Here is a 17,098-nt window from a genome sequence, read left to right on the forward strand (position 1 = left end):
CCGTCGCCCGGCCCGCCCCTCTCGGAAGAAGTCACCATGTCCTCCCCCGCCCCCGCACGCCGCGGACTGATGCGGCGCCCCGGAACCGACGAGACCGGTCCGCGCGCCAGCTTCGGCCAGCTGCTCCCCTATCTGACCGAGCACCGCGCGGTGCTCGCCGTCGTCGTCGTGCTGAGCCTGCTCGGCGCGGCCGCCTCGCTCGCGCAGCCGCTGCTGGTCAGCCAGGTGATCGGCATCGTCGAATCGGGCGGCGCCCTCGGCATCCTGGTCTGGGCGCTCGTCGGGCTGGTCGTCGCGTCCGGCCTCATCAACGGCTTCCAGCACTACCTGCTGCAGCGCACCGGCACGAGCGTCGTGTTCTCCGCCCGGCGGCAGCTGGTGCGCCGGATGCTGCGCCTGCCGATCGCCGAATTCGACCAGCGCCGCACCGGCGACCTCGTCTCGCGCGTCGGCAGCGACACCACCCTGCTCTACGCGGTGATGACCCAGGGGCTCCTGGATGCGGTCGGCGGTGCCGTGCTGTTCCTCGGCGCGCTCATCGCGATGCTCATCATCGACCCGGTGCTGCTCGGGCTCACGGTGCTCGTGGTGGCGATCGCGGTGACGACGGTCACGCTGCTCGGCAAGCGCATCCGGGTCGCCAGCAAGCAGCAGCAGGAGAAGGTCGGCGACCTGGCGGCCGCCGTGGAGCGCGGCATCAGCGCCATCCGCACGGTGCGCGCCTCGAACGCGACCGAGCGCGAAACGGTAGCGGTCGAAGAGGACGCCCGCGGCGCCTACCGCGCCGGCGTCAAGCTGGCCAAGATCTCGGCGCTCGTCGTGCCGGTCGCCGGCATCGCGATGCAGGTGTCGTTCCTGGTGGTGCTCGGCGTCGGCGGCTTCCGGGTGGCCAGCGGCGAGCTCACGGTCGCGGACCTGGTGGCGTTCATCCTGTTCCTGTTCCTGATGATCATGCCGCTCGGGCAGGCCTTCGGCGCGATCAACTCCGTCAACCAGGCGCTCGGGGCGCTCGGGCGCATCCAGGAGGTCATCGGGCTGCCGAGCGAGGACGAGGGGGATGCGGCGCTCACGCCCGCCGCCGACCTGGCCGACCTGGCCGCGGCGCCCGCGATCTCGTTCGAGGAGGTGCGGTTCCGCTACCCGGAGCAGGCGCACAAGTCGGAGCGCGAGAAGGCGATCGCCGAGGTGATCGGCGAGGACGGCCTCGCCGAGATCGAGGGAGCCGAGACCGACCGCGAGGTGCTGCACGGTGTGTCGTTCGAGGTGCCGCGCGGGGCGCGGGTGGCGCTCGTCGGGCCGTCGGGGGCGGGCAAGAGCACGATCCTGTCGCTCATCGAGCGGTTCTACGACCCGACCGGCGGCGTGGTGCGCCTCGGCGGCGTCGACGTGCGGGCGCTCGACCGGCTGGAGCTGCGGGCGCAGATCGGCTACGTGGAGCAGGACGCGCCGGTGCTCGCCGGGAGCCTCCGCGACAACCTGACGCTCGCCTCGCCGGACGCCAGCGACGATGAGTGCATCGAGGTGCTGCGCACCGTCAACCTCGGCGAGGTGCTCGACCGCGACCCGGCGGGGCTGGATGCGGCGGTCGGCGAGGACGGCGTGATGCTCTCCGGCGGCGAGCGGCAGCGACTCGCGATCGCGCGGGCGCTGCTGACGAAAGCGCCGATCCTGCTGCTGGATGAGGCGACCGCATCCCTGGACGGCACCAACGAGCAGCTGCTGCGGGATGCGATCAACGCGGCGGCGACCAGCCGCACCCTGCTGGTGATCGCGCACCGCCTGTCGACGGTGGTGGATTCGGATCGCATCGTGGTGCTCGACCACGGCCGCGTCGTCGGCACCGGCACCCACCCCGAGCTGGTGGCCTCCACCCCCTTGTACCGCGACCTAGCCCACCACCAACTCCTCGTCTAAGAGCCGCTGGGATGCATCCCGCGCGCCGAGGAGTGCCGCGCGCGTCACTCGGTTGCGTCGGGGATGCATCCCGAACGTGTTCTAGACGAGGGCGTAGAGGGCCACGGCGGAGGCGGCGGCGACGTTGAGGGAGTCGATGCCGTGGTGCATCGGGATCTGCACGTGCACGTCGGCGTGGGCGAGCGCCTCGGGCGACAGGCCCGCGCCCTCCGTGCCGAGCAGCAGCGCCACCCGCTCCGGCGCCCGCGCGGCGTAGTCGCGCAGCGCCACCGCCTCGGGGGTGAGCGCCAGCGCCGCGACCTCGAAGCCGGCCTCGCGCAGCACCGGCGCCGCGAGCTCCCACGACGGCAGCCGCGTCCACGGCACCTGCAGCACGGTCCCCATGCTGACGCGCAGCGAGCGACGGTAGAACGGATCCGCACAGCGCGGCGTCACGAACACGGCATCCGCCCCGATGCCGGCCACCGAGCGGAAGATCGCCCCCACATTGGTCGGGTCGACGACGTCCTCGATCACGACCACCCGGCGGGCGCCCGCCAGCAGCGACTCCGGCGACGGCAGCGCGGGGCGCTCGAGGGAGGCGACGACGCCGCGATGCACCTGATACCCGGTCAGCTCGGCCAGCAGTTCCGGCTCCCCCGTGAACACCGGCACCGTCGCCGCGTGCGCGCCCAGCAGTGCGAGCGATTCCTCGACCGATGAGGCGAGCGACAGCACCGCGCGCGGCACATGCCCCGCCCGCAGAGCGCGCTCCAGCACGAGCAGCGACTCGACGAGGAAGATCCCGTTCTCGGTGCCGCGCGCCCCGCGCAGCTCGACATCGGTGTGGCGCGCGAAGTCGTTCAGCCGCGGGTCGCTGAGCTCCGACAGCTCAACGACGGGCACGTCAGACGAAGACGACGAACACGAAGGCGACGGCGAGCGCGAGCGCGCCGAGCACGGCGAGAGGAAGAAGGATGCGGGCGATCATGCCTCCAGCATCCCACCCCGCCAGGCGGATGCGCGACTCACCCGCGACTCGCGGCTCAGCGAACGACCGCGAGCTCGGCCCCCGCGGCCTCCAGCTCCTCCAGCGCCGCGGCACTGGACGCGAGCGCGACCCCCGCCACCAGGTCGGTGATCACGCGAACGCGCCAGCCGCCGTCGATCGCATCGAGCGCGGAGGCGCGCACGCAGTAGTCGGTGGCGATCCCGACGACGTCGATGTCGGTGATCTCGTGGGCGTCGAGCACCTGGGGCACCGTCTGCCCGTCGTCGGTGGTGCCTTCGAAGATCGAATAGGCGGGAACGCCCTGGCCCTTCTTGATGTGCACGTCGATCAGCGACACGTCGAGCGCCGGGTGATACTCCGCGCCCGGCGTGCCCGCCACGCAGTGCACCGGCCAGGTGGTGACGAAGTCGGGCTCCGCGCCGACGGCGAAATGCCCGCCGTTGTCGTCGTCGCCGTGGTGCCAGTCGCGCGAGGCGATCACGACGCCGTAGCGCTCCGGATGAGCCTCCAGGTGCTCCGTGATCCCCGCGGCGACCGCCGCGCCGCCGTCCACCCCGAGAGCACCACCCTCGGTGAAGTCGTTCTGAACGTCGATGATGAACAGCGCGCGCATGAGGGCCTCCTAGTAGTTGGCGAGGTTGCTTCCGCAACGATAGAAGCCCGCCACCAGACTGTCGATGGCGTCTTTCGCGTCGGCGCTGATTCCGTCGCGCACCGCCGACACCGAGTACGCGATCAGCGAGCCGTCCTTGGCCTCGACGATGCCGGCGAGGCTGTAGGCGGTGGTGATCCAGCCGGTCTTGCCGTAGACGTTGCCGCGGGCATCCGCGTTGTCGCCGCCGAAGCGATCCCGCAGCGAACCGGTGACCCCCGCCAGCGACAGGCCGTCGCGCACGTAGCTGAGCCCGTCATTGCCCTCCCAGACGAGCGCCATGAATTCGGCGACCTGGGTCATGCTGACCGCGTTGTTGGCACTCAGTCCTGACCCGTCGGCCACGACCATGCCGCTGGTGTCGGCGCCGAAGGATCCGACGGCGCTCGGGATCGCGGAGCGCAGCGACGACGCGGATCCGTCGAGTCCGGAGTTCTTGGACACCACGCGGGCGAGCACCTCGGCGAGCGTGTTGTCGCTGTCGAGCAGCATCTGCTTGATCAGGACCGAGACCGGCTGCGACGCCACTTCACCGAGCAGGGTCGCGCCGGACAGCGCCGAACCGCTCGAGGTGGTGACGGTCTCGGCGAGAACACCGCCCGGGTCGGCCGCACGGAGGGCGCTGAGGAACGCCGCGCCGGCGGTCGCGACGGGATCCGTGCCGCGCGGGCTGACCGACTTGGTCGGGTCGGCGCGGTCGCCGTCCACCTGCAGCGCCGTGACCTCCGAGTGATAGCCCGTGGTCTGCTCGCTGCGCGCCCAGCTGGAGTCCCAGTTGTCGGCCGGATTCCAGTAGGTGGCGTCGAGAATCACCTGCGTGATCGGAACTTCGGGATGCTCGGTCTGGTACTTGGCGATCGCCTGCGCCGCGAGGTCGGAGAGCTTGGCCGCACCCGGATAGTAGCTCTCGGAGCCTTCCGGCAGGGCGCTCAGCGTGGCGTCGCCGCGCCCGACGAGCACGATCGTGCCGGGCACGTTGCCGTCGACGACCTGCGTCTTCAGCGTGTAGTCGGGACCGAGGACGGCGATCGCGGCGGCCGCCGTGTACACCTTCATGACGCTGCCCACGCGCACGGCGGTGCCGCTGCGACGCGCCAGCATCTCGACGGAGTCGCTCGAGTCGATCAGTGTCGCCGAGATGTAGACCTTCTTGAGCCGGTCGTCGCTCACCTGATCGGCCACCGAGCAGGTCCGCAGCAGCACGGAGTCGGCGATCTCGGCGGGCAGCTCCCGCTCGGCGATGGGCTCCTCGGTCTCGATCACGACCGGCACCTCGACGTTGGAGGCGACCGCGATTCCGGTGAACACCGCGCCGGTGCCGAGGCCGACGAACGCGACCACGATGGCCGAGATCAACCAGGTCGTCGGATGCGAGCGGATCGCTCCGAGAATGCCGCCGACGAGCCCCACCCGGGGCTCCGGCTCCGCCTGAGCCGCATCCGTCGGCAGCACGACGGTCGCCAGTTCGCTGCCCGGCGTCTCGGCGGATCCGCCTCGGCGCCCGGCGGCCTCTCGTGCCGCTCGGCGGCTGATCGGGGGCTCGTCGCTCACTCGGCCATGATAGGCGACGAGGTCACGAGGTTCTCTCGCGCGACGGTCCGCGCGTAGTCGGCCACAGTCCCGCCGTCACCGCGCGCGCCGCCTCACTCCCCGGGAAACCGCAGCCCGATCTGCGCGCGGATCTCGTCGAGGCTCGCCATGATCGCGACCGACTCAGCGGGGCTGAGCTCCGGCGTCTCCGTGCGTGCGGAGGCGACCATGCTCTCCATGGCGAGCGCCTGGAACTGCATCCCACGTCCCTCGACGGCGATCTCGATGCGCTCGATCACCTCGCCATCGTTCGCGACCACGGTGGCGGTGCTCGGCATGTACCAGACGCGGTCGATCTCGATCCGCCCCTCGGAGCCGACGATGGTCGCGCGGTTCGATCCGGCCCCGTCCATCTGCGTGTGCAGCACCGCGTGCGCCCCGCCGGCGTAGCGGTAGATGATGGAGGTCTGGAGGTCGAGCCCGTCGTCGTTGAGGGTTCCGACCGCGGTCGTCGATTCGGGCGCCCCGAACACGTCCCACGCCAGCGCCACCGGGTAGATGCCGAGGTCCAGGAGCGCACCGCCGCCGCGCGCCGGGTCCAGCAGACGACTGCCGGGCCGATTCGCGAGCTGCTGGTCATGAGTGGCGGTGAGCGAGCGCACCTCGCCGATGGTGCCCGCCGCGATCACCTCTCGGATGCGCACCATGTGCGGCAGGAACCGGGTCCACATCGCCTCGAGCACAGTGACGCCGTTGACCGCGGCAGCGTCGACGACCGCCTGCGCCTCCTCCGCGGTGATCGTGTACGGCTTTTCGAGCAGCACGTGCTTGCCCGCGTTGAGGGCGAGGATGGCGTGCTCTGCGTGGGCGTTCTGCGTGGTCGCGACGTAGATCACGTCGACCTCGGGGTCGGCGACGAGCTCCTCGTAGCTGCCGTGACGGTTCGGAATGCCGAAGCGCTCGGCGAACTCGGTCGCACGCTCGAACGAACGCGAGCCCACGGCGACGACCGGGGCACCCACCAGCTGCAGGTCCTTCGTCATCGAGGCAGCGATGCCGCCCGGTCCGAGAATGCCCCACCGCAGCCGTTCGCTCATGCCTTCACCCTACTGAGGGGCGCGTCCCGAACCGGGCGCGCAAGTATCCGCGGGAACGCCAACGCCGGGGCGCGCGCTGAGATGCGCGCCCCGGCGGGTCTTGGGCGGTCCTAGCAGCTCCCCCAGCGGGCGGCGGCCCGCGTGAAGCTGTAGGGCTCGTTCGGAACGCCACCGTGCGTCATGGCGAGGTAGATGCACACGCCGCCGGTGCCTCCGGTGTAGGTGGGCCGGTAGAGCGAGTTGCGGTGCGCGGTGGAGTTCCACCACTTCTGGGCCACGGTGGCGCCGGTGTTGCCCGAGCCGCCCGCGAGGTTCCCGTCGCAGCCTTCGATCTTCTTGCCGTCGCTGCGCTTGGCTGTGTTGGTGTGACCCCACGCGCTCGACGGGTTGGTGCTCGGGTCCTCCGCCATCCAGAACAGGCGGGTCTCCATGCAGGAGTCGTAGCGGAAGTTCGCCATCGGAACCGGGTTCAGGCAGTTGGCGACGCGGATCGCGTTGTACGCCGCGGCGAACGAGGCGATGTCGCTGGTGGTGGTGCCGGCGACGCCTTCGGAGCTGGTGCGTCCGGGAGCCGAACCCGTGGAGCCGCCCACATTGGACGGGCACGAGGCGCCCTTCGCGGCCAGTGCGGCCTGGCGCTGCGCGGTGCCGCTGGCGGCGCTCGCGGCGCTCACGACGACGGGCGGCGGAGGCGGCGGAACCGGCTTCTGCGCGATGTGCTCGACGTCGACGCTGAGGTCGATCTTCGGCTTGTCGACTTCGAGGATGCTTGCCACCGGCTGCGTGACCGCGGCCAGCGCGGCCGCCGGATTGGCAGCGCTCTGCCCCTGCACGACGAGCGAGGTCGACGCGATCGGAACCGCGCCGATCGCGGATGCCTGCGCCGACTGGGTCAACGCCGGACCGCCGCCGCCGAGAAACGGCAACGCGACGGTCATGACGGTCGTGAAGACCGCACCGAGTACAACTGGTCGCCCAATAGCCACGCGATCCCCCCCGAGATCTCGAAGTCGCCATCCCCCCTCAGAGCGGCGCTGTGATTGGGAGGCTATGCCCTGCCGCGCACCGGCGGCAAGCCGATTTGGGCCCAAACGGGGAGTTTGCCCCCGGACTGGGGGGACGGGGGCAAGTGGAGGTTTTCCCAGGTTGGGGCGGGGTTCTTGGGTTTCGATACGCCGCTCACGCGGCTACTCAACCCGCAGGGCCTTGCGGTTTCGATACGCCGCTCACGCGGCTACTCAACCCGCAGAGCCTTGCGGGTTCGATACGCCGCCATTGGCGGCTACTCAACCCGCTCGACCGCGGTTTCGATACGCCGCTGACGCGGCTACTCAACCCGCAGAGCCTTGCGGTTTCGATACGCCGCCAGGGGCGGCTACTCAACCCGCTCGATCGCCGCCTGCGGCGGCTACTCAACCGGCGGAATGTGTGGAGCCACCTGTGGGAATCGAACCCACGACCTATTCATTACGAGTGAATCGCTCTGCCAACTGAGCTAAGGCGGCCGGGCCGCGCACAAGATGCGCGGCACGACCTCCGATCATAGTCGATTGCCGAGGGCTCTCGTGCCGCTCAGCAGTTCGGGTCGCTCGCCGGCACCGTTCCGTCGATGAAGAAGTCGTCGACGGCGTCGTTCACGCACGAGTTCGACTTGTTGTACGCCGTGTGGCCCTCGCCGTTGTAGGTGATGAGGTGCCCGCTCTCGAGCTGGCTCGCCAGGTTCTGCGCCCACACGTACGGCGTGGCCGGGTCGTTGGTCGTGCCGATCACCAGGATGTCGGGCGAACCGGGCGCAGCGATCTCACCGCGCTCCCGCGTTGAGGGGAACGGCCAGTCGGCGCAGCCGGTACCGCCGTAGGACATCCGCGGTCCGAAGATCGGCGCGGCGGCCTGCAGCTCGGCCGCCTGCTCGCGCATCGTGTCGATGTCACTCTCGCTCGGGTAGTCGAGGCAGTTGATCGCCGTGAACGCCTCCGTCGAGTTGGAGGAGTAGCTGCCGTCCGGGTTCCGCTCGTTGTAGCTGTCGGCGAGCAGGAACGCGGTGTCGGTGAGGCCCTGCGACACCTCGCTGAACAGGATGTCGAGGTAGGGCCAGTTCTCCTGGCTGTAGAGCGGCAGGATGATCGCGATGAACATCGTGTCGGCGCCGAGCTGCCGCCCGTCGCTGTGCGTGAGCGGACTCGCGACCAGCAGGTCGAGCAGATCGCCGGTGTACTCCATCGCCTGATCGACGGTGCCGCCGAAGGGGCAGTCGCTGCGCGTGAAGCAGTCCTCGAGGTAGGCGCGGAAGGCGCTCTCGAAGCCGACCGCCTGGGTGAGGGTCACCTCGAATTCGCTCGTTGCGGGGTCGACGGCGCCGTCGAGCACGAGCCGGCCGGCGGTGTCGGGGTAGAGCTCGGCGAAGGTAGCGCCGAGGAATGTGCCGTAGGAGTAGCCGAGGAAGTTGAGCTTCTCGTCGCCGAGCACGGCCCGAAGCAGGTCGAGGTCTCGGGCGGCGCTCGTCGTGTCGACGAACCCGAGCAGCGCGCCGGTGTGCTCGAGGCAGGCCTGGCCCCAGGCGGCGTTGGCCGCGCGCACGGCGGCGATCCACTCGTCGCTGCCCTCGACGCCCGGGATGATGCCGTAGTTGTACTCGTCGAGCTCGGACGGGTCGTCGTAGCAGTTGATCGCCGAGGAGTGCCCGACCCCGCGCGGATCGAAGCCGACGATGTCGTAGCTGGACTGCAGTCGGGCGCTGGTGGCGTAGTCGATGCTGTCGCGCACGAACTCGTAGCCGGAGCCGCCCGGGCCGCCCGGGTTGATCAGCAGCGAGCCGAGCTTGCTGCCGGTGGCCGGCTGGCGGATGAGCGCGAGCTCGATGGAGTCGGCCGCCGGGTCGTCCCAGTCGAGCGGCGCGGTCGCCGTCGTGCACTGCAGTCCGGTGCCGCACGACTCCCAGGTGAGCACCTGGTGGTAATACGGCACGAGTTCGGCCGCGACGTCTTCACCGGTCGGCGTCGAGGTCACCTCGGGCGAGGGCGGCTGGAACCAGCTCACGCATCCGGTCAGCACGGCGACGGTCGCCAGCGCGACGGCGACGACCCACGGGGAACGACGGCGGATCATGCGGTCCTTTCGTGCCGGGGCGCGCGCACGGCGCTGACCAGCATGGCTTCCAGGGCGAGCGCGGGCGCGACGTTGCCTTCGATGCGGTGTCGGGCCTCGGCGATCGCGTCGAGGGTGGCGAGCGTCTCGGCGGGCGTCGCCTCGGCGGCGGCGCGCTCCAGCTCGGCCATGATCGCCAGGTTGACCGGCTCCAGCTCGGCGCCGAGCTGACGCAGCAGCACGTCGCGGTACAGCGACTGGAGGTCGACGAGGATGCGGTCGATGCCGTCGCGCAGGCTGCGCGTGGCGCGCCGCTTCTGATCCTCGTCGAGGGCCTTGAGCTGGACACGCAGCCCGGGCGGCACCGTCCCGCCCGGCTCGATGCCGAGCGAGCGCAGCGCCTGATCGCGCTCCTCGGCGTCCCGTTCGGCGGTGATCGCCTCGGCGTCGGCCTTGGCCACGTCGAGAAGCTCGGCCGCGGCCAGCACGGCTCCGGACACCGAGCGGATGCCGAGCGCCACCTCGAGCGTGCGCGCCCGGCGGCTGCGCGCCTCGTCGCTGGTCGCCAGGCGGTGCGCCATGCCGATGTGCGACTGCGCCTCGCGCGCCGCGCGCAGCGCCTCGGGGCGCGCGACCCCGTCGCGGCGTTCGAGCAGTTCGGCGACCTCGTCGATCGTGGGCACGCGCAGGCGCAGCATGCGCACCCGCGAGCGCACGGTGGGCAGCAGGTCGGCTTCGCTCGGGGCGCACAAAATCCAGATGGTGCGCGGCGGCGGCTCCTCGAGCGCTTTCAGCAGCACGTTGGAGGTGCGCTCGGTCATGCGGTCGGCGTCTTCGATGATCATCACGCGGTAGCGCCCGGCCGAGGGCGAGAACTGGCTCGCGGTCACGAGTCGGCGCACGTCGTCGATCTTGATGATCACGTTCTCGGTGGCGAGCACCGCGAGGTCGGGATGCGTGCGGGCCGCCACCTGCGCGGCGGTCGCCTCCTCGTCGCCCGGGCGCGCCAGCAGGGCGGCCGCGAAGGCGTAGGCGAGGGTGGAGCGCCCGGATCCGGGCGGGCCGGTGATCAGCCAGGAGTGGGCGAGGCCGTCGCCGGCGGCCGCGGCGCGCACGGTCGCGATCGCCTCGGGCTGCCCCGTCACCTCGTCGAACACCACTCCACGCTAGTCGAGGAGGTCCGACACTCGGTCGCGGATTGCCGCGGCGAGTTCGTCGACGGGGCGGGTCGCGTCCAGCACCAGGAAGCGCCCGGGCTCGGCGGCGGCGAGTTCGAGGTACGCGGAGCGCACCCGGGCGTGGAAGTCGCTCGCCTCGGCCTCGAGCCGGTCGTACCGGGTGCGGGCGCCGTCGAGGCGCTCCCGCCCGACCGTCTCGTCGAGGTCGAGCAGCACCGTCACGTCGGGCAGCAGCCCGCCGGTGGCCCACAGCGACAGGTCGCGGATCTCGGTCGCATCCAGCACCCGCCCCGCGCCCTGGTAGGCGACGGAGGAGTCGAGGTAGCGATCCTGCAGCACGATCGCACCGCGCTCAAGCGCCGGGCGCACGAGCGTCGCGATGTGGTGCGCGCGGTCGGCGGCGTAGATCAGCGCCTCGGCGCGCGGCTCCATCTCACCCCGCCGGTGCAGCACGATCTCGCGCAGCTCGACGCCGAGGGCGGTGCCGCCCGGCTCGCGGGTGCGCACCACCTCGCGGCCGAGGCCGACGAGGTGCTCCTCCAGGAGCGCGGCCTGCGTCGACTTGCCGGATCCGTCGCCACCTTCGAAGGTGAGGAAGAGCCCGCGCACCTCAGCTCTTCTTCTTCGCCGGGGCGCGCTTGGCCGCGGGCTTGCGCTTCGCGGGCTTCTTCGCCGGTCCCTTCGCCCGCTTGTCGGCGAGCAGCTGCACGGCACGGTCGAAGTCGATCGCCTCGACGTCCTCCCCGCGCGGAATGGTCGCGTTGGTCTCGCCGTCGGTCACGTACGGGCCGAAGCGTCCATCGCGCACCTTGATCAGCTTGCCGCTGACCGGGTCCGCCTCGAACTCCTTGAGCGCACTCGAGGGGCGACGAGCGCCGTACTTCGGCTGCGCGAAGATCTCCAGCGCGCCCGGCAGCTCGATCGAGAAGATCTGGTCTTCGCTCTCGAGCGAACGGCTGTCGGTGCCCTTCTTCAGGTACGGGCCGTAGCGGCCGTTCTGCGCGGTGATGTCTTCGCCGCTCTCCGGGTCCTGGCCGACGATGCGGGGCAGGCTCAGCAGCTTGAGCGCCGTCTCCAGGTCGACGGTCGCCGGATCCATGTCCTTGAACAGGGATGCGGTGCGCGGCTTGGGCGCAGCGGCCTTCTTCTTGGGCTTCGGCTTCTCTTCGAGCACCTCGCCGGTGGCCGGGTCGACGACCGGCTCGGCGGCGGGCGGCTCGGGCTCCAGCTCGGTCACGTAGGGGCCGTAGCGGCCGTCCTTGGCGACGATCATCTTGCCGGTCTCGGGGTTCACGCCGAGCTCGCGGTCGCCCGCGACGGGCGCGTCGATGAGCTCCTGCGCCTTCTCGGCGGTCAGCTCGTCGGGGGCCAGCTCCTCGGGCACGTTGACCCGGCGCGGCGTCTCGCCCTCGCCGGCGGGAACCTCGAGGTAGGGGCCGTACTTGCCGATCCGCAGGGTGATGTCGTCGGAGATGCGCACCGAGTTGATCTCGCGCGCGTCGATCTCGCCGAGGTTCTCGACCGTGTCGCGCAGACCGCGGTGCTCTCCCCCGCCGAAGTAGAACTCCTTGAGCCACTCGACGCGGTCCTGCTCGCCGCCGGCGATCCGGTCGAGGTCCTCTTCCATCTCGGCGGTGAAGTCGTATTCGACGAGCTCGCCGAAGTTCTCCTCCAGCAGGCGCACGACGCTGAACGCGATCCAGTTCGGCACCAGGGCGCTGCCGCGCGGGCTGATGTAGCCGCGGTCGATGATGGTCGAGATGATGCTCGCGTAGGTGGAGGGGCGCCCGATGCCGAGCTCTTCGAGCTTCTTGACCAGGCTGGCCTCGGTGTAGCGCGCGGGCGGGCTGGTCTCGTGGCCCTTCGCCTCGAGTTCGGCGAGCGTGAGCACCTGGCCCTCGGTCATCGGCGGCAGCGTGGTCTCGCGCTCGGCGGCGGCCTCCGCCTCGTCGCGCTCCTCGTCACGGCCCTCCTCGTACGCGGCGAGGAAGCCGCGGAAGGTGATGACGGTTCCGGATGCGGTGAACTCGGCGGCGCTCGCTCCGGCCTCGGCGGCGTCGGCCGGTCGGCCCTCGATGGTGACGGTCGCGGTCTGGCCGCGGGCATCCGCCATCTGCGAGGCGACGGTGCGCTTCCAGATCAGGTCGTACAGCTTGAAGTCGTTGCCGCGCAGCGTGCTGGCCAGCTCGGACGGCGTGCGGAACACGTCGCCCGAGGGGCGCACCGCCTCGTGCGCCTCCTGCGCGTTCTTCGACTTGCCGGTGTAGACGCGGGGCTTCTCGGGAATCGAGTCGGCGCCATAGAGCTCGGAGGCCTGAGCGCGAGCCGCCTGGATCGCCTGCTGCGAGAGCGCGGGCGAGTCGGTTCGCATATAGGTGATGTACCCGTTCTCGTACAGGCTCTGCGCGACCGACATGGTCTGACGCGCGGTGAAGCGCAGCTTGCGGCCGGCCTCCTGCTGCAGGGTCGAGGTGGTGAACGGGGCGGCGGGTCGACGCGTGTACGGCTTCGACTCGACGCTCAGCACGGTGAATCGCGCGTCGTCCTTCTTCAGGGCGGCCGAGAGCGCCTCGGCGGCCTTCTCGTCGAGCGCGACCGCCTCGCCCTTCAGGGCGCCGCGGTCGGTGAAGTCGCGACCGCTGGCGACGCGGCGACCGTCGAGCCGCACGAGGCGGGCGTCGAAGCGCTTGCCGGCCTGCTCGGCGTCGGCGCCGGGGGCGAGTCCCGCCGTCAGGTCCCAGTAGGAGGCCGAGATGAAGGCGAGTCGTTCGCGCTCACGGTCGACGACGAGGCGCGTCGCGGCGGACTGCACACGGCCCGCCGAGAGGCCCGGACCGACCTTGCGCCACAGCACCGGGGAGATCTCGAAGCCGAACAGGCGGTCGAGGATGCGACGGGTCTCCTGCGCGTCGACGAGGGCGGTGTCGAGTTCGCGCGGGTTGTTGCGGGCGGCCTCGATCGCCTCCTTGGTGATCTCGTGGAACACCATGCGCTTGACGGGCACCTTCGGCTTCAGCACCTCGAGCAGGTGCCAGGCGATGGCCTCCCCTTCGCGGTCCTCATCAGTGGCGAGGTAGAGCTCGTCGGCTTCCTTGAGCGCCTTCTTCAGATCGGTGACGGTGCGCTTCTTGGCGTCGCTGACCACGTAATAGGGAAGGAATCCGCCCTCGACGTCGATCGAGAACTTGCCGAGCGACCCCTTCTTGAGCTCCGGCGGCAGGTTCTTGGGCTCGATCAGGTCGCGGATGTGACCCACCGAGGCCTGTACCTCATATCCCTCGCCGAGGTACTGCGCGATCGTCATCGCTTTTGCGGGCGACTCGACGATGACAAGCTTCCTGCTGTCTGACACCGGACTCCTTCCGTCCGAGGCACACCATACACATTCGCGCCGAGGCTCTGCTCCGCGCCGCACGGCGGCGATCGACGGTCCGCGCGCTGATTCCCCTTATATAGGTGTCGCTTCCTGCTACGTTCGAGGGAACCTCAACGGGCGGAGCAGCCTCGGCCCGGGATTCCGGAGCGCGCTCGTGACCCACCCGATGCTCGTGCGCCGCGCCGCGCTCGCCGCCGCCCTCGCGCTGCCCCTCGCCCTGGTCACGGCCGCCCCCGCCTCCGCCGCGACCGCCACCGTCACGACCTGGGGCGACCTGCAGACCGCGTTCGCCGCCAACGGCGACACCGTCGTGCTCGGCGCCGACATCACCGCTCCCGCGAACGAGAACCTCGCGGTCGACCCCGGCGAGACGATCACCCTCGACTTGAACGGCTACACGGTCACGATCGCGTCGCCGGCGGCACATCGCGCGGCGCTCGGCGTTCCGGTCGGTTCGACCCTTGCCATCCGCGCGACGGGCGGCGGCGAGCTCACCGCGCTCGGCGGCCTCCACGCCGCCGGAATCGGCGGCGACCGCCTCGGCACCATGGGATCGCTCAGCATCGACGGCGGAACGATCGTCGCGACTGGGGGCGAGCTCGCGGCCGGAATCGGCGGCGGGTTGAGTGCCGACGGCGGAACGACGACGGTGTACAGCGGCACGGTTCGCGCGACTGGAGGGCGTGGCGGCGCCGGCATCGGCGGCGGCGCCGACGGCGACGGCGGGACGACCACCATCCACGACGGCGACGTCACCGCAACCGGTCGCCTCGACATTTCGGGTGGTGCCGGAATCGGCGGCAGCGGCTTCGGATCCGGGGGCACGACGACCGTCCACGGCGGAACCGTGACCGCGACCGGCGCGAGTTGGGCGGCGGGAATCGGCGGCGGCGGGAGGTCCGCCGCATCCGGCGGCGCTGGCGGAACGCTGACCGTCACGGGCGGTACCGTGACGGCGATCGCGGGCCCCGGCCCTGCAGCGGGAATCGGCAGCGGCGCCGGAGAACCCGGCGGCGATGTGACGATCTCCGGCGGTCGGGTGACCGCCACCGGCGGCCACCTCAGTCCCGGCATCGGCGCGTCAGGCGGCTCCTCCGGTTCTCGCGGCACCCTGCTGGTGAGCGGCACCCCGGACGCCTCCGCGGCCACCGACGGCGGCGACGGCGACGTTGCGGGTCGCGCGGCGCCGATCACGAACCCCGCGACCATCCCGACGGGGCGCGGCTATTCCGCCAGCACCTCGCGGGTCGGCACCGGCGGCTCCGTCACGATCCAGTTCCACTACTGGGTCACCTTCGACGCAGCGGGCGGCAGCGGCCCCGCCGGCGTCACCGTGAACGACGGCGACTCGCTCGCCGAACCCGTCGCGCCGACCCGCGACGGCTTCGAGTTCACCGGCTGGAGCTTGGCTGGCGAGCCCTACGACTTCCGCACCGCCGTCACCGAGCCCGTCACCCTGACCGCAACCTGGGCCGCCGTCCTCGCCGCGACCGGCGTGACGGCGTGGCCGCTGCTCGGCGGCGCCGCACTGCTGCTCGCGGCCGGAGCGACCCTCGTGCGCCTCCGTCGCCGCGAGCCCGCCTCGTGAATGTGAGGGCCCCTTGCTATCTTCGGGGAAGACTCGACGGGCGCCCTCCCCGCGTCCGGGAACCGGGAGCCCGCTCGTGACCCCCTCGACACTCGCGCGCCGCGCGACCCTCGCCGCAGCCCTCGCGCTTCCGCTCGCTCTGTTGACGGCGGCTCCCGCCACGGCGGCCACGGTCACCGTCACGACCTGGGGTGACCTGCAGACCGCGTTCGCCGTCAACGGCGACACCGTCGTGCTCGGCGCCGATCTCACCGCCCCCGCGGGCTCGAACCTCTCCGTCGACGCGGGCGAGTCGATCAGCCTCGACCTCAACGGGCACACGCTCACGGTGGACGATCCCGCGACTGACACGGCAGCCATCCACGTGGCGGGCACCGCCTCGCTCACCATCGATGACCACGGCGACGGCACCGGCGAGATCACCGCGGTCGGCAAGCGCTTCGCTGCGGGAATCGGCGGCAGCGACGGGGAGCACGGCGGCACGATCGTCATCAACGGCGGCACCATCACGGCCACCGGCGGCGACTATGCCGCGGGGATCGGCGGCGGCCAGAACGGCAACGGCGGCGCCATCGAGATCACCGGAGGCACCGTCACCGTCACGCCCGGTTCCTTCGGCGCCGGTATTGGCGGCGACTTCGGAGCTGGCATCGGCGGCGGCTACTCCGGCGATGCCGGCACGATCACCATCACGGGCGGCACCGTCGTGTCGCAGAGCGGCGGCAACGCCGCGGGCATCGGCGGCGGCTGGAGCGGCGACGGCGGCACCATCACCATCTCCGGCGGCGACGTCACCGCGCTCGGCGCGGGCTTCGGCGCGGGCATCGGCGGCGGCTGGAACGGCGACGGCGGCAGTGTCACGATCTCCGGCGGCGACACCACCGCAACCGGCGGATTCTCCGGCGCCGGCATCGGCGGCGGCGACTACGGCGACGGCGGCGCCATCACCCTCACCGGTGGGAACATCACCGCAACCGGCGGCGCCGACGCCGCCGGAATCGGCGGAGGCGGCACGACAGCCGCCCCCAGTGCGGGCAGCCCCCCGGGCGCACCCGGCACTCTCGACATTCACGGCACACCGGATGCGGCGGCCGCGACCGACGGCGGCAGCCCGAACGCGGCCGCGATCACCAACAGCGTCGAGCCGGCGGGCGTCGGCTACTCGGCCGCAACCGCCACGGTCGGCACCGGCGGGCAGATCACCGTCGGCTTCCACTACCTCGTCACCTTCGACGCAGCTGGCGGCAGCGGCCCCAGCGGCGTGACCGTCAACGACGGCGACACCCTCACCGCGCCGACCGACCCGAGCCGCGACGGCTACGCCTTCGCTGGCTGGACGCTCGACGGCAGCGCCTACGACTTCACCACCCCGGTGACCGGACCGATCACGCTCACCGCCACCTGGGCGACCGCGCTGGCCGCCACCGGCATCGACGCACTGCCCCTGCTCGGCGGAGCGGGCATCCTGCTTGTCGGCGGTTTCCTCCTCCTCGCAGCGCGGCGCCGCGCCGCGCTGTAGCGGCCGACTCGCCGCACCGCGGGCGGCTGGCGGCCGGTCGCGCCTCGTTTCCGGGTCGGACATCGACACCTGTTAGGTTCGAGTGAAGCTCAACGGGCGTGACGCTTTCTCGCGCCCAGGACCCCGGAGATCACCTGTGACCGTCTCGACGCTCATGCGCCGCGTTGCG

General features: G+C 71.4%; 12 protein-coding genes and 1 tRNA gene. 3 read left to right on the forward strand and 10 right to left on the reverse strand.

The genetic code is table 11. The features are described from left to right. Window positions 1-36 precede the first annotated feature (36 nt). The gene (locus AC0L6Y_RS09685; protein WP_473551543.1) at window positions 37-1,914 is read left to right on the forward strand and encodes an ABC transporter ATP-binding protein; all 1,878 of its coding nucleotides are present in this window, start codon (window positions 37-39) and stop codon (window positions 1,912-1,914) included. A gap of 81 nt (window positions 1,915-1,995) precedes the next feature. On the opposite strand, the gene AC0L6Y_RS09690 is transcribed toward AC0L6Y_RS09685, so the two are convergent. From AC0L6Y_RS09690 to topA, 10 genes are all read right to left on the reverse strand, one after another. Beyond that, window positions 1,996-2,799 (reverse strand): TrmH family RNA methyltransferase, encoded by an 804-nt coding sequence (locus tag AC0L6Y_RS09690; protein ID WP_473551546.1) that lies wholly within the window; start codon window positions 2,797-2,799, stop codon window positions 1,996-1,998. A 140-nt stretch (window positions 2,800-2,939) separates the two neighbouring features. Continuing rightward, window positions 2,940-3,518 carry an isochorismatase family protein gene (locus tag AC0L6Y_RS09695; RefSeq protein WP_473551548.1) on the reverse strand — a complete coding sequence of 193 codons (579 nt, stop codon included), beginning with the start codon at window positions 3,516-3,518 and terminating at the stop codon, window positions 2,940-2,942. Between the two features lie 9 nt (window positions 3,519-3,527). Continuing rightward, window positions 3,528-5,108 carry a D-alanyl-D-alanine carboxypeptidase/D-alanyl-D-alanine-endopeptidase gene (locus tag AC0L6Y_RS09700; RefSeq protein WP_473551550.1) on the reverse strand — a complete coding sequence of 527 codons (1,581 nt, stop codon included), beginning with the start codon at window positions 5,106-5,108 and terminating at the stop codon, window positions 3,528-3,530. Window positions 5,109-5,200: 92 nt separating this feature from the next. Continuing rightward, window positions 5,201-6,184, reverse strand: coding sequence for a Gfo/Idh/MocA family protein (locus AC0L6Y_RS09705; RefSeq protein WP_473551553.1), 984 nt, complete (start codon window positions 6,182-6,184; stop codon window positions 5,201-5,203). A gap of 110 nt (window positions 6,185-6,294) precedes the next feature. Further along, window positions 6,295-7,122 (reverse strand): hypothetical protein, encoded by an 828-nt coding sequence (locus AC0L6Y_RS09710; protein WP_473551556.1) that lies wholly within the window; start codon window positions 7,120-7,122, stop codon window positions 6,295-6,297. Window positions 7,123-7,613: 491 nt separating this feature from the next. After that, window positions 7,614-7,689 (reverse strand) — tRNA-Thr (locus AC0L6Y_RS09715). Between the two features lie 67 nt (window positions 7,690-7,756). Continuing rightward, window positions 7,757-9,289, reverse strand: coding sequence for an alpha/beta hydrolase (locus AC0L6Y_RS09720; RefSeq protein WP_473551559.1), 1,533 nt, complete (start codon window positions 9,287-9,289; stop codon window positions 7,757-7,759). Continuing rightward, window positions 9,286-10,425, reverse strand: a complete 1,140-nt coding sequence (locus AC0L6Y_RS09725) for a DNA polymerase III subunit delta' (protein ID WP_473551561.1) — start codon at window positions 10,423-10,425, stop codon at window positions 9,286-9,288. The genes AC0L6Y_RS09720 and AC0L6Y_RS09725 overlap by 4 nt, the downstream gene beginning before the upstream one ends. Window positions 10,426-10,434: 9 nt before the next feature. Continuing rightward, window positions 10,435-11,055 carry a dTMP kinase gene (gene tmk, locus AC0L6Y_RS09730; protein WP_473551564.1) on the reverse strand — a complete coding sequence of 207 codons (621 nt, stop codon included), beginning with the start codon at window positions 11,053-11,055 and terminating at the stop codon, window positions 10,435-10,437. Between the two features lies 1 nt (window position 11,056). Further along, on the reverse strand, window positions 11,057-13,798 hold the full coding sequence (gene topA, locus AC0L6Y_RS09735) for a type I DNA topoisomerase (protein ID WP_473551568.1): 2,742 nt from the start codon (window positions 13,796-13,798) through the stop codon (window positions 11,057-11,059). A gap of 178 nt (window positions 13,799-13,976) precedes the next feature. Here topA and AC0L6Y_RS09740 point away from each other — a divergent pair, with 178 nt between their 5' ends. Both AC0L6Y_RS09740 and AC0L6Y_RS09745 read left to right on the forward strand, forming a co-directional pair. Further along, complete coding sequence (locus AC0L6Y_RS09740) at window positions 13,977-15,410, forward strand: InlB B-repeat-containing protein (RefSeq protein ID WP_473551571.1); 1,434 nt, start codon at window positions 13,977-13,979, stop codon at window positions 15,408-15,410. A gap of 76 nt (window positions 15,411-15,486) precedes the next feature. Then, window positions 15,487-16,929 carry an InlB B-repeat-containing protein gene (locus AC0L6Y_RS09745; RefSeq protein WP_473551574.1) on the forward strand — a complete coding sequence of 481 codons (1,443 nt, stop codon included), beginning with the start codon at window positions 15,487-15,489 and terminating at the stop codon, window positions 16,927-16,929. Window positions 16,930-17,098 lie beyond the last annotated feature (169 nt).

Source organism: Pseudolysinimonas sp. 10J20-29, assembly GCF_055809595.1.

What these genes read in the sequence shown, in the direction of transcription:
- AC0L6Y_RS09720 (WP_473551559.1), bottom strand. Translation starts at nt 9,289, where the DNA reads ATGATCCGCCGTCGTTCCCCGTGGGTCGTCGCCGTCGCGCTGGCGACC.
- AC0L6Y_RS09685 (WP_473551543.1), top strand. Translation starts at nt 37, where the DNA reads ATGTCCTCCCCCGCCCCCGCACGCCGCGGACTGATGCGGCGCCCCGGA.
- AC0L6Y_RS09705 (WP_473551553.1), bottom strand. Translation starts at nt 6,184, where the DNA reads ATGAGCGAACGGCTGCGGTGGGGCATTCTCGGACCGGGCGGCATCGCT.
- AC0L6Y_RS09695 (WP_473551548.1), bottom strand. Translation starts at nt 3,518, where the DNA reads ATGCGCGCGCTGTTCATCATCGACGTTCAGAACGACTTCACCGAGGGT.
- AC0L6Y_RS09710 (WP_473551556.1), bottom strand. Translation starts at nt 7,122, where the DNA reads ATGACCGTCGCGTTGCCGTTTCTCGGCGGCGGCGGTCCGGCGTTGACC.